Source organism: Spirosoma humi, from assembly GCF_054776575.1.
In genome coordinates this window covers 26,763-42,513 of the sequence record NZ_BAAHBR010000007.1, presented here as the reverse complement: position 1 = coordinate 42,513, position 15,751 = coordinate 26,763, and the positions used below count along the sequence as shown (strand labels likewise).

General features: G+C 50.3%; 13 protein-coding genes. 9 read left to right on the top strand and 4 right to left on the bottom strand.

Features of this window, described 5'->3' with window-relative positions:
• Positions 1-112: 112 nt before the first annotated feature.
• Positions 113-2,644 (bottom strand): serine hydrolase, encoded by a 2,532-nt coding sequence (locus ACYU8Y_RS08380; protein ID WP_460936123.1) that lies wholly within the window; start codon positions 2,642-2,644, stop codon positions 113-115.
• On the bottom strand, positions 2,641-3,114 hold the full coding sequence (locus ACYU8Y_RS08375; RefSeq protein WP_460936121.1) for an Lrp/AsnC family transcriptional regulator: 474 nt from the start codon (positions 3,112-3,114) through the stop codon (positions 2,641-2,643). Before ACYU8Y_RS08375 ends, ACYU8Y_RS08380 begins: the two co-directional genes overlap by 4 nt.
• Before the next feature lie 155 nt (positions 3,115-3,269).
• Here ACYU8Y_RS08375 and ACYU8Y_RS08370 point away from each other — a divergent pair, with 155 nt between their 5' ends.
• The 8 genes from ACYU8Y_RS08370 (at position 3,270) to hemF (ending at position 11,578) form a co-directional block, all read left to right on the top strand.
• Complete coding sequence (locus ACYU8Y_RS08370) at positions 3,270-4,334, top strand: DUF1611 domain-containing protein (RefSeq protein WP_460936119.1); 1,065 nt, start codon at positions 3,270-3,272, stop codon at positions 4,332-4,334.
• Entirely contained in the window at positions 4,324-5,403 is a 1,080-nt protein-coding gene (locus tag ACYU8Y_RS08365; RefSeq protein ID WP_460936117.1) for a mandelate racemase/muconate lactonizing enzyme family protein, read from the top strand. The genes ACYU8Y_RS08370 and ACYU8Y_RS08365 overlap by 11 nt, the downstream gene beginning before the upstream one ends.
• 49 nt (positions 5,404-5,452) lie before the next feature.
• A complete protein-coding gene (locus ACYU8Y_RS08360) occupies positions 5,453-6,391 on the top strand; it encodes a heme-dependent oxidative N-demethylase family protein (protein ID WP_460936115.1) in 939 nt (312 codons plus the stop codon).
• 14 nt (positions 6,392-6,405) lie between these two features.
• Entirely contained in the window at positions 6,406-7,788 is a 1,383-nt protein-coding gene (locus tag ACYU8Y_RS08355) for an APC family permease (protein ID WP_460936113.1), read from the top strand.
• Positions 7,789-8,005: 217 nt separating this feature from the next.
• Positions 8,006-8,527, top strand: coding sequence for a hypothetical protein (locus ACYU8Y_RS08350; protein WP_460936111.1), 522 nt, complete (start codon positions 8,006-8,008; stop codon positions 8,525-8,527).
• Between the two features lie 593 nt (positions 8,528-9,120).
• The gene (locus ACYU8Y_RS08345) at positions 9,121-9,600 is read left to right on the top strand and encodes a hypothetical protein (protein ID WP_460936109.1); all 480 of its coding nucleotides are present in this window, start codon (positions 9,121-9,123) and stop codon (positions 9,598-9,600) included.
• 414 nt (positions 9,601-10,014) lie between these two features.
• Positions 10,015-10,641: an AlbA family DNA-binding domain-containing protein gene (locus ACYU8Y_RS08340; RefSeq protein WP_460936107.1), complete on the top strand. Its 627-nt coding sequence runs from the start codon at positions 10,015-10,017 to the stop codon at positions 10,639-10,641.
• A 25-nt stretch (positions 10,642-10,666) separates the two neighbouring features.
• Positions 10,667-11,578, top strand: coding sequence for an oxygen-dependent coproporphyrinogen oxidase (gene hemF, locus ACYU8Y_RS08335; RefSeq protein ID WP_460936163.1), 912 nt, complete (start codon positions 10,667-10,669; stop codon positions 11,576-11,578).
• A gap of 89 nt (positions 11,579-11,667) precedes the next feature.
• On the opposite strand, the gene ACYU8Y_RS08330 is transcribed toward hemF, so the two are convergent.
• Complete coding sequence (locus ACYU8Y_RS08330) at positions 11,668-11,922, bottom strand: hypothetical protein (protein ID WP_460936105.1); 255 nt, start codon at positions 11,920-11,922, stop codon at positions 11,668-11,670.
• 580 nt (positions 11,923-12,502) lie between these two features.
• On the opposite strand from ACYU8Y_RS08330, the gene ACYU8Y_RS08325 reads away from it, so the two are divergent.
• A complete protein-coding gene (locus tag ACYU8Y_RS08325; RefSeq protein WP_460936103.1) occupies positions 12,503-14,878 on the top strand; it encodes a gliding motility-associated C-terminal domain-containing protein in 2,376 nt (791 codons plus the stop codon).
• 91 nt (positions 14,879-14,969) lie between these two features.
• On the opposite strand, the gene ACYU8Y_RS08320 is transcribed toward ACYU8Y_RS08325, so the two are convergent.
• Positions 14,970-15,518 carry a YceI family protein gene (locus ACYU8Y_RS08320; protein WP_460936101.1) on the bottom strand — a complete coding sequence of 183 codons (549 nt, stop codon included), beginning with the start codon at positions 15,516-15,518 and terminating at the stop codon, positions 14,970-14,972.
• Positions 15,519-15,751: the final 233 nt, after the last annotated feature.

Here is a 15,751-nt window from a genome sequence, read left to right as displayed (position 1 = left end):
TGCTGACGAAGGAAGCATCATAAACGTCAAGCACTAAGATGCTTCCTTCGTCAGCACGACAAAAAAGCCAATTCAGTATACTTTAAGCTAGTTGTAATTGAGTTTTAGCTGATCACTTTCGCCGAATCAACACGCCCGGATACGCGCCCGTTGCTTTTTGATCCTTGTAAACCAGTTGACCCGCGACCCAAACCGCTTCGATTCCCGTTGACAGGGCTTTATTGTCGCCAATGCGCGCCTTATCCTGCACCGTTTCCGGGTTGAATAACACTAAATCCGCATAGTAGCCGGGAGCGACCAATCCCCTGTCTGTAAGCCCAAGGTGCTCGGCGGTCAGGCTGGTCATTTTCTGAATGGCTGTTTCCAGCGGCATCACCTTCTGGTCGCGCACATAGCGGCCTAATACCCGTGTAAAGGCACCATACCCGCGCGGATGGCCATCGGTAGCACCGTCAGAACAGATGTTGGTGTGTGGCCACGCCAGAAAATTAACCACGTCGGGCTCGTCCATCGACTTGCCCATGATGCCCTCAACCCCGTCGGCATCGGGGTTTTTCTTAGAAAATTCAGCGGCTTCGGCCACCAAACCCATCAGCGTTTGCGCGGGTTTTTCCCGGCGAAGCGAGGCCACCTCGCTAACGGTTTTGCCCGCGTAAGTCGGATTGGCCGCAAAGCGCACCAGCACCGACTGACCAGGATCAAAGAGTTGGTTGACGGCAAATTCGGCACTGGCCGCGTTCGTGTAATCCCGCTTGGGAAACAGCACCCGCAGCGTCGACATCCAGTAGTCATACGGGTAGCAGTCAGCCGTAATGTTCACGCCCTCCGAACGCGCCTGCGCTAATTGAGCCAGCAGGCGAGTCGACTGCCCCCATTTATCGCGGAGGGCAATTTTAAGGTGTGAGATCTGAACGGGCATCTTCGTGATACGTCCAATCTGGATAATCTCATCCACGGCATCCTCCAGCGCGATGTCTTCACTCCGGATATGACTCATGTAACGCCCACCCGAATCGGCCGCAACCTGCGCTAGCTGGATAACTTCATCGCGGCTGGAGAAAAAGGCACTTTCATACTCCAGCCCTGTCGATAACCCCAGCGAACCTTTCCCCAACTCGATCCGAAGCAGGTCTTTCATGCGGGCGAGTTCATTGGGTTTCGCTGTTCTGTACAGGCCGTTCGCGCCCATCACCTGCTGCCGCAGCGTTGCCTGTCCGGTATAGGTCGCCACATTAACCGCCACTGGCTGCTGTTTCAACTGAGCCGCCAGCGTATCCATTGAATAGCTCCCGCCGTCCTGCCCGGACACAATCGTAGTAACACCCTGACTGACAAGCGCCAACGCGTCCGAATTTGCACGTAATCCGGCTACATGATGGCTGTGGCTATCGATAAACCCGGGTGCCAGGGTCAATCCGTGGGCGTCTGTCACTGGCTCGGCGGGAAAAGGAGTCAGCTCCCCGATTTCCCAAATACGATTCTCCCGAAGCCGCACAGCCGCTCGACGAGCCGCCACCCCGGTGCCATCGATAAGTCGGCTATTGGTAATCAGACTCGTTCGAGGCACACTAAATGGTTTTCCTTCCAGTACCTCACGAGCGATCCGACGGGCGGCATCATCACTACCGTTGCTAAGAACAATCAGTGTTTGCTGGGTATCTGTGTAGCGAACAATCACGTTCAGAAAGCCCACCCAGCTTCCGGTATGCGCCAGCACACGGCCATCATTTTCAATGAACCAGCCAAACCCATACGGATAAGTACGTTGATCGTTTAGTTTAACGGGTGTCATGGCCTCCTGATAAGCACTGACTTTCAGTAATTTCCCGGTTTGCAGGGCTTGCTCCCAAACCAGTAAGTCGTCAACGGACGAATAAATATTACCATCGCCAATCACGCCGTCTATCCGAATCAGGTCGTTGCGCTGGTTTTTGCCATTTTGCCGTTGAAAGCCATACACGCGGTTACGGGGTGTGGTGCGGCTATTGAGGTAATATACGTACGTGTTTTTCAGCCTGAGCGGCTTCGCGATCTGCTGGTCAAAAAACTGCTCTACCGGCATACCCGATAAGGTGCTGATGAGCGAGCCCAGCACGACATAACCCGTGTTGGAATAGTGCCAGCGTGCGCCGGGCCGAAACGCGAGCGGTGGCTTATGCTCCCTGAACAAGTGCAGCATGCCAGCGTTCGAAAGCGTATCCAGTGGCCCCGTATACTGCTGGGCCAGATCCATGTACTCGGGCAGGCCCGATGTATGCGTCAATAGATGCCGGACGGTGATGGTATCGTAGGGAAAATCGGGTAAATAGACCCGTACCCGTTCATCGTAGCGAAGCTTACCCTGCTCCTTCAACTGCATGACCATCAGGGCAATAAACTGCTTCGAGATGGAGGCCAAGTTGAACGACGAACTGGTTGTCAGGGGTTCGTTTGTTGCACTGTTTGCCGTGCCAAACGCTTTTTTATACCGAACTGTCCCCTTCTCGGCGACCAGAACAACCCCGTTGAACATTGCCTGCTCATGGAGCCGTGTCAAAACCGAATCCAGCGTTTTCAGGCGGGCGGCCATTGGCGGACTCACTGGTTGCGCCATCAACTGGCCTACCCAAAGAATAAAGGAAAGGTAACGAAAGGCAGTCCTCATAAAACCGTGTTTTTGGTAGATGTAGGGAGTTCAGTAGACTGTTTGACCGCATACAACGCAATGGAGCTGCTGTATACCCGGATCATGGGCAAGCGGGCCAACTGCTGCAGGAAGTTGGCGTACTCCTTGATGTCGCTCACGACCACTTTCAACTGGTAGTCGATCGTACCGGCCAGATGGTACGCTTCCAGCACATCGGGCATCTGGCGAACATGGTTTTCGAATCCAGCAATGTTGTCCGGCGTATAGTCCGGCATGGATACGTTGCAGAAAACGACTAACGGGCGACCGATTTTTTCCTGATTGACCAGAGCCACATAAGCCTTGATCACCCCCTCGCGCTCCATTCGTTTTATCCGCTCAAAGATGGGTGTCGTCGTCATGCCGAGCTCTTCGGCCAGGTCTTTTATCGTCCGCTTTGCATCGCGCTGCAACAACGTCAGTAAGCGAAGATCCGTATCATCCAGCATGGCCTTGGCGAATATTTTTCTTTTCCAATTAGGGACAAAAACAGCAAAAAGAATATTATTCCAATATAATTAATATTAACGGCATTTCTTTCAATTTATATCCTATTATAAGAATAAAAATATAGTTTTGGTACGAATATAAGCATAATTATCCAATGAGTGAACAGGCTATTTTACTTACTGATGGCTTACTAGCGACCAACGATGCCAAAACCGCTCATGGTCTGATTCGGGGCACCACCCGGTATACCATTATCGGTGTGGTTGATGCACCGACGGCCGGGCAAGACGCCGGTACGGTGCTTGACGGAAAATATAGAGGCATTCCTATTTTTTCCTCCGTACAGGAAGCCCTGGCAACGCTGGGCCAGGTTTCGTCCGCCATTGTGGCCGTAGCAACCAGTGGCGGGATTCTTCCCCCCAATATGCTCGATGACATCAAACAATGCCTGGAGGGAGGGCTGTCAGTGGTGAACGGGTTGCACGAATTCTTAAACGACAAGCCTGATCTGGTTGCCCTGGCGCATCAATATGGCGGCCAGTTAATCGACGTTCGACGCCCGAAACAGCGCCAAGATCTGCATTTCTGGACGGGTGAGATTAATGAGATCACATCGCCGATCATCGCCATAATGGGTACCGACTGTTCACTCGGCAAACGGACCACCGCCCGGTTGATTCAGGAAGCGTGCAGTCGCCACGACCTCAATGTGCAGATGATCTACACCGGACAAACCGGCTGGTTGCAGGGCGTCAAACATGGCTTCATCTTTGATTCGACCCTGAATGATTTCGTTTCCGGGGAACTGGAACATGCCCTGGTCTCGTGCTGGCGGGAAACCGGGGCCGATGTGCTGCTCATTGAAGGGCAGGCTGCCCTCCGAAACCCCAGTGGCCCCTGCGGTTCTGAGTTTCTGGTGTCGGGCAATGCCCGGCACGTTGTGCTGGTCCATGCCCCCAAACGAACGTATTATGACCATATTCCTGCCTGGGGCCGCATCCCATCCGTCAAATCCGAGATCGAGTTGATCCGCTGTTATGGTTCCTCCGTCATTGCGCTGGCGCTCAACACGGAAGGATGCAGCCGGGACGAAGCGATTGCTTTTCAGAAACAATATACCGACCAGCTTGGCATTCCGGTTTTACTACCGCTGGAAGAAGGTGTAATGCCCATTTTACCTATTATTCAGGCTCTTACGACTACGACTCATGCGTATTAACGCCATCCGCGCTTATCGCCGGAACCTGGCTCTGACCAAGCCGTATACCATTGCGTACCAGACAACGTCGGACGTTGAAAATGTATTCCTGGAGATCGAGCTGGAAAACGGTCTGGTGGGTATCGGTGCGGCCAACCCCGACCCGGAAGTCGTCGGTGAATCGCCGGAACAAACGTTGAACAATCTGCAAAGTGAGTGGATATCGGACCTGATCGGTCGCGATATCCGGCTGTTCAACTCGCTGATTGACGAAGCCGGGTACCAGTTCTCCGACGCTCCCGGCACGCTGGCCGCGCTAGACATCGCTTTGCACGATGCCTTTGCCCTCTACCTAGGGGTTCCGGTCGTTCAGTTTTATGGTCAGAAACTCCGCTCATTGCCCACCTCCGTAACCATCGGCATTATGAACGTGGCCGACACATTGGTCGAAGCCGCTGAGTATGCCAAACAGGGGTTCCGGGTTCTTAAGGTAAAAACAGGCCTCAATGTCGACGAAGATGTCGAGCGCATTTTAACCTTACGGGAAAGGTATGGCAGCGCAATGACCCTTCGCGTCGATGCCAATCAGGGATACACCCTCGCGGATCTGGAACGCTTTCTGGTAGCTACCCGCTCGGCGGAAGTAGAGCTTATCGAGCAGCCCCTGCCCGTTGGCCGTGAGTTCGATCTGGTGGTCTTAGCCAACAAAACCCGCCGTCGGTTGGCCGCCGACGAATCGCTGAAAGACGCAGTGATGGCGCTGACACTGGCTCATCAGCCACAACCTTTTGGTATTTATAACATAAAATTAATGAAATGTGGGGGTATCCGTTCCGCCCTTGATATAGCCACCATAGCCCGATCAGCCAGTATATCCTTATTTTGGGGCTGTAATGACGAAAGTCGGGTCAGCATCGCAGCCGCCCTGCACGCTGCTTTTGCCTGCCCAAACACGCGTTACCTGGACCTGGATGGTAGCCTGGACTTGGCGGAAGACGTCGTCTCGGGTGGATTTATTTTGGAAGATGGCCTCATGCGCCCAACCGGCCAGGCGGGACTAGGGCTTAACAGAAACAAACTGACGTTGTAAGATTTAATTTAAGGCTGAGGATGTTCCAAACCCGTTACACGTAAACAGCATGCTCCCTTACTTCCCTTTCAACCAGCAGTTTAACGAAAAGATGGGAACGTTGCCCCTGGCCGAAAACCAGGGGCTTATGGAAGTAGATGAACACTACCGAACCGAAGTTGCCCTGAAACGAAAGCTACTAACCGAGCTGCCAGCTTATTATTTCCAGGCGTTACCGGGGTATGAATCTGCCCAGTGGGAAGTTTTGGAAACTGTATTGTCGGATCTGGTTCGGGGGGCGCCCGACCAGTTCTCACTGCTGAAAAAAGGCAACCAGTGGCATTGGCAGAACCAGTTGCTGAATGAGGCCGTCTCCTTCGTCGTTGGGGATTCATCGACACTCCCGCTGCCCCCCCTCGATTGGGTAGGTCGGCAAGTGCAGGAAGATTTGACCATACTGTCGGGCCCTGAGGCTACGCTGGTAGCCGGGCAGTTATGCTTTGCCAATGACTGGTGCCTGGACGATAAGATCGGGCTCCCCTTCTGGCAGATTCACGCGCCCCTTGTGCCCATAGTAGGACCGATGATGCTGGCCGCCCGTACATTCATGGAACGACTGCCCGCGGGCCGTCCGGTTTGGCGAGCGAACTGGAGCATTAAACCAACGAACCAGTTGGACATGACCAGCCGCCATACAGCCACGCTCAAACGGCTTCTTACGGACCGGATTCCAGAGTTTACTCCCGAAACCATCGGCGAACACCTGTACATTCGTATTGAACGCCAAACGTTGACCCGTTTACCCAGGTCAGGCGGCATCTTATTCGGCATTCACACTTACCAAAACCTGTTGGCCCGTGAAGTAGCGGAACGACATGACGGGGCAAGCCGCCTGGCCAGTGTCTTCCGCACCACGCCAGACAGCCTGCTTCATTACAAGAACATGACGGCCTTTATGCCCGCTCTGCTGGCCTATCTGGATACCTGTACCTTATCTTCACCTGACTAGTTCTATTGCCCCATATGGCCAAACTCGCCCGCTCTCTTGGTTTACGTTCTGCTATTTTATTGGTTGTTAGTGGCATTGTCGGCTCCGGCGTTTTTAAGAAGGTAGCCCCCATGGCGGCAGAGTTAGGGTCGCCCCTGCTGGTTTTAGCCTGCTGGATCATGGCAGGCGTCGTTAGTTTGGCCGGTGCCCTGACCTACGCCGAAATGGCAGGTATGTTTCCTCAATCGGGAGGAGAATACCTTTATTTCAAGAAAACTTACGGCCGCCTGTTTGCCTTTTTATACGGCTGGGGTGCCTTTACAGTCATGCGGACAGCGACCATTGCGGCTCTGGCGCACATTTTTGGTCAGTCATTGATCACGCTAACGGGTTCGCAGTGGGCCTCGGCCGAATTAGTCGTCAAGGGCATTGCCACGTCACTGATTCTCTTTCTGAGTTTAGTCAATTACCGGGGCGTGTCGTTTGCCGAAGGCCTTAGCCGATTCCTTATTTACCTGACATTTATAGCGGTTTTGGTTATTGCCGTTCTTGGCTTTCGGGCCACGATGGGTAGCTTAAGCCATTTAACGGAGTCGATTCAGGCACATGCATCCGATGCGCATGGAAGCCTGCTTGGCTCGCTGGTGGCGGCCTCACTGGGGGCGTTCTGGGGGTACGATGGCTGGAATCAAATCGGTTACGTGGGCGAAGAGATAAAAGATCCACAGCGTAACCTGCCCATCGCCCTTGGGGTAGGAACCAGCATTGTCATTTCTATCTACGTCTTACTAAATGCGGTGTATCTGTATGTGCTTCCCGTGGAGGCACTGGCGCAACTGGCCAGCACACCCGATAAAATTGCGGCTGTGGAAGTGGTACGACAGGCGGCTGGCTGGGCAGGCGCTCTGTTTATTTCTTTATTGATTCTGGTTACGACCTCTAACTCAACCAACGCGTCGATTCTGATGCCCGCCCGGGTCTTTTACGCAATGGCCCGTGATGGCTTGTTTTTTAAAGCGGCTGCCGTCATTCACCCCCGTTACAAAACGCCTTCCATAGCCATCTTGCTACAGGGAGGCTGGGCTATGGTGCTGGTTTGGTCCGGGAGCTTTGACCAACTCACAGATATGCTCGTGTTTGCTTCCTTCATTTTTTACGGAGCAACGGCCTTCGGTGTCATGCTGCTTCGGCATAAACAACCCGATCGGGTACGCCCCTACCGCGTACTCGCTTATCCAGTTGTGCCTTTATTTTTCCTCGCCTGTTGTGTCCTGCTGGTGATCATGACCCTGATCAACCAACCGCGCGAAGCACTGACGGGCTTGTGTTTAATTGCCACAGGTCTTCCTTTCTACTGGGTCTGGCGCAACCGATCAGAGGTTGTGGCTGACGACGATGAACCGGATTCGTTAAACTAGGCCCGTCTCGGATATGCGCTACCCCGATGTCCTTTTGTCCGGCGTTAGCCATTCGATCAGACGGGTCCGTCCGGGTATCTTCCCGGCTGGTGTTCTACTGTTTTATGCCGGTTGAAGCACCACTGTATTACATTTGCATACCGTTTCTATCCACGCAGGCTCCAGATTTGTTCGACTTCTATCAAAATTATAGGCCTGAGATCAATCACGCTTTTTTATGGTACTTTTTCTGACCGCTAGAGACCAGAATGCCCAAATCAGAAAATTTTCCTGCCAACTCAACAAGTTGGAGGTTGCCTTCGAATTCTTGAGTGATATTGTCGCAAAGGGTAGCACTTTATTGCAGGCCTACGTTATGGATGAAGGTGATCGAACGGAGCTGCCACTCGCTATTTTTAATGGCGAACCTTTCATAGAAACCATGCAGGAATTAGAAAAAGAATGGCAGACACTCTTGAGTGAGCCTGCGTTGCCAGCCTCCATACTGGCAACGCTACTCATCCCATTGATCCAGCAACGGGCCCGCCAGATTGAAGCAAAGATTGCGAGTTATCAGAAGCTGATTTACCGCCTTGAACAACTCCTTAGCCGTGCACAAAAAAACTTTTCCCCAGGTCCAATAAAATCCCGCGTTATCAGCCAATATGAATCACTGATTAATCAAAATCAGGTGTGGCTGGTCAAAGCCCAGGTTTCGCACCAGCTTATACTAAGTCGGCTAAACCAGCTATCCGCGTAAGCACAAGCCGAGAAATAATACCGATAGGTACGGAAAATAGGGGGCGTACTGTAACATACGCTTTTTTTCCGCCGGACTCTTTCATCAAGGTAAATTTTTTCCGGCAGGGTTGCGTCTAGCTCAATACTAAATCATGGTTAAAGGCAACTAAACACATTATTCTTCCTTAGATTCTGTTAAAAAGTCAATGCAAATACTAGTAATTATTAGAGCCGGTGAACCTTACTTACTGTTATAGTAGTGCATTTATAATCAGCTTTTTAATCGAGTGAAGTTGCCATCATACATTTATTAAAGAGCGTCTCTTTCCTGCCTTCCGACTAAGATACTATACAAGGTATTGTCCAACAAAGGCTTCAATTAAAAAAGGTTTTTGTCTACTATTATTTACTATCGAGCAGTCATCAGGCACCGTCTAGCTTTCTATTTGTCAGGGAAACAATTCAGAAAATGGACTAATAGTCGTACCCTGTACTAATTTTATAACCTAACAAGTTTTTTTTTGTTAATGGTTATTAAACAGTTTTTCTTTTTTAGTTGTAAGACTTACTATATTTGCCCGTCTGTATCAGAAAATAATTCATATACTGTCAATGAAAGCTAAACAAATACGGTTCTTTTCTCCCAACGAGAACAGCGAATCAACGAAAAAAAGCGAAAAAAGTGTTGCGAAAGCTGCCCCAGTAACAGGATACATTTCGTCTACGGGTAGGTTGGTTTTCCCTTCGAAGACGATTGCTCAATTAGGATTTGACCCAACAAACAGTCGGTTCAAAGTAGGCACCCAGGAAGGAAAACGGAAGATTAAATCTTTATATCTAATTCCAAGCGACGAAGAACAGGGCCAAACCTTCGAACTCACGCAGGGCGCTAAAAGTTACGGCATCTCCCTACCCTTTATTCTTCAGAAAGGGGGTATTGATTTTGCAGAAACTAAATATACCTTCACGGTTAAACCCTTCGATTACGAAGAAGACATAACTGGCTTTGAATTAAAATTAACGAATGAAAGCCCAAAGCCTGAGTACACGGGTAAACCCCGCGGGCGGAAAAAACAGAATCCTGAAGCGTAATAATGGTGTAACCAACAGGTTACTGACGTTTATATCGTTAGTAAAACCATTCGTTTTACAAAAAGAGGTAACGGATTTTGATCTGTTACCTCTTTTTGTAAAACAGAGTAAAGCTTTTTATCCATTATCTATTTCTCCAGCTATTTAATTACGGTCACCAAAATTTGGTACACATTTTATACCTAGATTCCTGGCTCAGGCTTATTTTCGTTCGGTTACGGATTGATGAGCAAATTCTGTATCGACAATCAGTTTGATCGATCTCACCATAGCTAATTTAATTTAAAAAGGCTATCTTACCTCATCAGAACACCCGGATGTATCTCAAATCAGCCATGTCAAAAACGAATATTCCTGTCGAGCGATGATCTTTCTAAAACAGAACAAAGATCTTGGCTTGTCGTTTTTTTCTTTATGACCCGAAATCAACTTGATGATTTAATTAGCCAGGGCGAACACACCCGGCTCGAATTTAAACGTTCACTTTCGTCAGCTTACCGGATAGCCCGTACCCTGGCTGCCTTTGCGAATACATCGGGAGGAACGCTGCTCATTGGGGTTACCGACCTGGGTAAAATTGTGGGCGTTTCATCTGAATTTCGGGAGATGGATAAACTGGAAGAAGCCGCCGACCGCCTGGTTGAGCCCCCGCTTTCTATCAGTTACGAAACGATAGCACCGGATGGCCGCCTGGTCCTGATCGTGACCATCGTCGAAAGCAACGAAAAACCTCACTATGTGGTCGATGAATCGGAAAAACGAACCATCTACGTTCGGGCAAAAGACAAATCCATGCCGACCAGTAAACTCATCATTACGCCAGAAATGGCCGATCGTGAATTACTTAAATCGCCCATGGCACGAACCCTGATCCAGTATCTCCGCAAGAACGACCACATTACGGCGGATAAGTTTGCCAAACTCATCAATATATCTGACTACCGGGCGAGCAAATTACTCCGGCAGCTCGCCGAACGAGGTTTGCTGATTTTGATCGATAAACCTCGCCCTGTTCGCTACGCCCTTAAACTAGCAGAGTGATCCGTGTTGTATCTTTGCGGACATGATGATGCAGGAACAGACGGTTACAAAAGAGACAATCACCACATTTTTCAGAGACCTTCAGGATCGTATCTGCCAATCTCTGGAGGCCGCCGATGGCGGAGCCACTTTTCGGGAAGATGAATGGCATCGGCCCGGTGGGGGCGGTGGACGGTCGCGCTTATTAACGAACGGAAGCGTTATCGAAAAAGGGGGCGTTGGTTTTTCTGCCGTGCATGGTGAGGCAACAGAGTCCACTTTACGCACCCTGAACCTGACAGAACCCGCCGAGTTTTACGCTACCGGCGTCTCCATCGTCCTACACCCGCGCAATCCGGGGGTACCGATCATCCACATGAATGTACGCTACTTTGAAATGAGTACCGGACATAATTGGTTTGGTGGAGGCATTGATCTGACGCCACACTACGTGAATCAGGACGATGCACGCTGGTTTCATCAATACCTGAAGCAGGTTTGCGACCAGCACGACCCAGGCTACTACGCCAAGTTCAAGCCCTGGGCCGATGACTATTTTTACATACCTCATCGGCAGGAAACGCGCGGTATAGGGGGAATTTTCTTTGACTATCTGAAGCCTTCAGATGCTGCGCATCAGGCCCGGCTGTTTGCCTTTGTTCAGGCCGTAGGCAATGCCTTCGCGCCTATTTATACGCATTTTATGCATCAGAACAGGCATCTTCCGTTTGGAGAGCGCGAAAAGAACTGGCAATTGCTGCGCCGGGGCCGGTACGTCGAATTTAATCTGGTTTGGGATAGAGGCACTAAATTTGGCCTTGAAACCAACGGCCGTACGGAATCTATTCTAATGAGTATGCCTCCGCAAGCCAACTGGATCTATGATTTTAGGGCGGAAGCGGGCAGCCCGGAAGAGCAAACGCTGAGCCTCCTCAAAAAAGGTATCGACTGGGTATGACCCTACGTTGCTTACCTGGCTATCTGGTCAGCCACAAGATCAGTAAGCCAGCTGTTTCATAGGCGCTGAACCAACCGTGTAGATTGGCCTCAATTGACCGGCTCACTCAGGATAAGCTGCCAATCCCGTTCCAATTGGAGGATGGCCGTCGAAAACGGGGCACCTTTGAAAACATGAGCTGGCAGTTGAATGCGTTTATCGTCATCAATAAGTTCAACACTGACTAATCGCTCCCCAGCAGAAATAAGGCTTAAAAAATCAAAAGCAATTTCCAGTTTGGTCAACCAGCAGGAGAAATTCCTAAGTTGGTTTTTACCGTCTATCGTCGTAATAAATAAAATCATAAGAGTAAGTAAGAGGACACTACAATAATTAACCTTTGTTATTGACTTGACAACATTATTTACTTTTTGGTAAGCGATTCCCATAAACCGTAAACACCACACTAATTGAACCGGGTAATGCATCGGTAAAACATCGAAAATAAGGACGTAATTTAACGTATCCTTATACTCCATATCGCTCAGGTTCCGTCTTTCATAAAAATGCTGTAAGTACTAGTTCGCAAGCAAAAAAAGTACCAGAATAGTCGATAGCTGCAACGTTTTGGCAATACGTAACGTATTGATTTTTAGCTAGCCAGACTGAAGTAAGGTGGTCTGTTCCGTATTGGTAAGTTTATTTCCTTTCGTGAAGATCGGGTTCGCATGTAAACAAGTACATTTTTTATTTCATAGATTTTCTGCACATCGATATAAGCATGCGTATATTTAAGATTAACTCTTCTTTATAGTAAGACGAATTAACTGAATCGAGTCAACCTTTCGTGAGGATTCAGCAACATTTAGAGCCCGAGTAGTATAGATAATCCATCAATATAGTCGCAACCACAAGAATGAACGGAAGAGTCAATACAGCTTGTTTATGCGCACGTTTACCTTTCGGCTTTTAGCCTGGCTACTCATTCTGGGGTTACCGTTCACCGCCGAAGCAACCCATCAGGTTGGCGGGCAGTTGGAGATGCGGGCTATTGGGGACGTGCCGGGGCATTTTCGGGTCGTTGTCACCCAGTATCTGGAGAGCGGTCCACAGGCCGACCGGCAGGGAGGGGGCACGCTGGGCATTTTCCGTAAGCGCGACGATGTGCTGATGTGGCGATTCAGCACCCGCGAAACCGGACAACGGCAGCCGGTTATTTATGCCAATGGCTATTGCGCAGAACAACGAAACCTCAAATTCATTGTCGCCACCTTCGAGGCCGATATTCAACTTGCACCCGACACGTACAATGACAGTCAGGGCTACTACATGTCCTACCAGACCCGGAATCGAAACGGGGGGATCAACAACATTGTCAATCCAATTCAAACGGGCTATACGTTCTACCTCGAGTTTCCGGCTCTGTTGCAAAATAACCAGCTGTTTACCAACTCATCGCCCCATTTTGGGGCTATAAACGGCGAGTACGTTTGCCTTGGCGATCCATTCACCTTTCCATTCGGAGGTATTGACCCGGATGGGGATGAGCTAAGGTATTCAATGGTAACACCCCTCAACCAAAAAGCCATTTCGGGACAAAGCAATACACAGAATGGGGTTTCATCAGGACCCTACCCGGATGTAAGCTGGCTCTCGGGCTTCGATGCCACGAATGCGATACCGGGTAACCCTACATTGAAAGTCGACGCCCGCACGGGTGAACTATCCGTCACGGCAACAAAACTGGGCCTGTATGTATTCGCCGTAAAGGTAGAAGAATACCGCAACGGAGTAAAGATTGGTGAAGTAAGGCGTGATTTTCAGCTACTCGTTGTCGACTGTCCCCCTACGACAACGCCTGATCCGGCCGTCCAGATTAAAAATCGGTCCAAACAACCCATAACCATTATTTGCGAAGGTGACTCCGCGGTCCTGATGGCCAGCGTGAATGCCAACTGGAACTACCAGTGGCGCCGAAACGACGTTAACATTGCCGGCGCCACCAGCCCGTCGTTATCGGTTAAAACGTCTGGTCAATACGCCGTTGTTGTCTCTCTGAAAACATCGTGCAGCAAGGTAGGGAATTCGGAAACCCTGCTGGTCGATGTGATTGGCAGTACGGCAACCGTTTCGGCAAGTGGGCATTTGTGCGCCACAACGGGCACGATCAAGCTAAAGGCAACCCAGCTCCCCAACGTGACGTACCAATGGTATAAGGACAACCAGACACTGACGGGCAAAACAACCGATTCTCTTCAGGCGACACAACCCGGCAAATACTGGGCGGTGCTGGCCTACCCCACCCTGGGCTGTCAGGCCCGCACCGATACGGCCGTTCTTGATCGGTCGCCTGTAGTACTGGCCGAGATTAAATCAAGCTCGGGCTTCAACCGAATTTGTCCGCAAGACTCCCTCCCACTGCTCAGCAGCGGTGGGCTGCTGTATACCTGGCAGAAAGATGGGGTAACCGTTGGCAGCAGTGAGTCGAAGCTGGTGGCTAAATCAGCAGGTACGTATACCGTGAAAGCCACCGATTTGTACGGTTGTGAAGGCACATCCGATCCGGTTGTCATTTCCCAGATTGCCACCATCACGGTGACCCTCGATTCGATTCCGGGCGTTTGCGGAACGGATGTGCCCATGCATATGCTAACGGGTAGCCCGGCGGGGGGCGAGTTTTCGGGAGCCGGAATAACGGGTAACGTGTTTAGTCCCAGGCTGGCCGGTGTCGGCGATCACCTGGTCACGTACACCATTAAGGCCGCTCCCGAATGCGTGGGCACCGTCGCCAGTCGCGTTGCCGTTGTGGCACCAATCCCTACTATCCAACTGGCTGACTCCCTGACGACCTATAAAGGAAATACGTTTTCGCTCAATCCGGTATACACGGGCAATCCGAACCAGTTCTCGTGGGTGTCACCGACTTATCTGGACAATCCAAGTACTGCAAATCCAACCATCACCAGCATTGCCGATGACATCACCTATACGCTCGACATAAAAAATAGTACCGGCTGTGAAGCCAAAGATACCATCCGTATCACCGTGTTTGCCGCCGTATGGGTACCGGATGCCTTTTCTCCCAACGGTGATGGGGTTAATGACGTACTGGAATTACCCGGCGTCGAAGCCTTTCCCGACGCTGTCCTGACAATTTTCAACCGATGGGGCGACATTATTTACTCGTCGGGCAAAGGCTATACCAATCCATTCGACGGTACACTGAACGGAACCTCACTACCCATGGGCGTGTACGCCTATACCCTGCATACGGTCCCCGAAAAGCCTGTCATACGGGGTAGGCTGGTCCTGGTACGGTAGCGACGATGTAGAACAAAAAATTCCGGCCTGGACTGATTTACTCAGTCCAGGCCGGAAACGTACCCTAAAAATGCGGTCTAAAATCTATAAATTAAGCTTGCTTGGTCAACTGAATGTTCAAGACTAGCTTAACGTCGTCGCTCACAACAACTCCACCCGCTTCGGTAACGCCATCCCAGGTAAGGCCAAACTCTTTCCGTTTGATCGTGCCTGTTGCTTCGAAACCCGCTTTGGTCTGACCGTAAAAATCCTGCATCTGACCACCGTGCTCTACTTTCAGGGTTACGGGTTTTGTAACACCATGAATCGTTAAATCACCCGTCAGGTTGTAGGTATCGTCACCCGTTTTTGTCATGGCCGTTGACACGAACGTCAGTTTAGGAAACTGTTCAGCATCGAAGAACTCAGCTGACTTCAGGTGGCCATCGCGTTGCTCCTGGCCCGTGTTGATGCTGGAAATATCAGCGGAGAACGAAACTTTAGCGTCCGAGAAATCATCGCCTACTGATTCGACCTGACCTTCATATTGACCAAACGAACCGGTTACGGTCGAGATAACAAGGTGTTTCACTTTGAACTGAACTTCAGAGTGCATGGGATCGATGATCCAGGTTGTTGCGGTTGCGGGTTGTGCTTGCATGTGTTTGATTGGTTAATTTCGTGTAATCGTATTTGATGTATATACATTTAATACCCTTGAAATGGTTCAGATTTGCTGAAAAATTTTTGTTAGTTGAAAAGATCAACCGGTTTGCCGGTGCGGTTGGTTACTTATAACCGATGAATGAGGTTTCTCAAAACCGAACATTATGAACCATTCGGTTTTGAGAAACCTCACCCGGCAGATGCTTACATCTGCCGACACAGCAACAA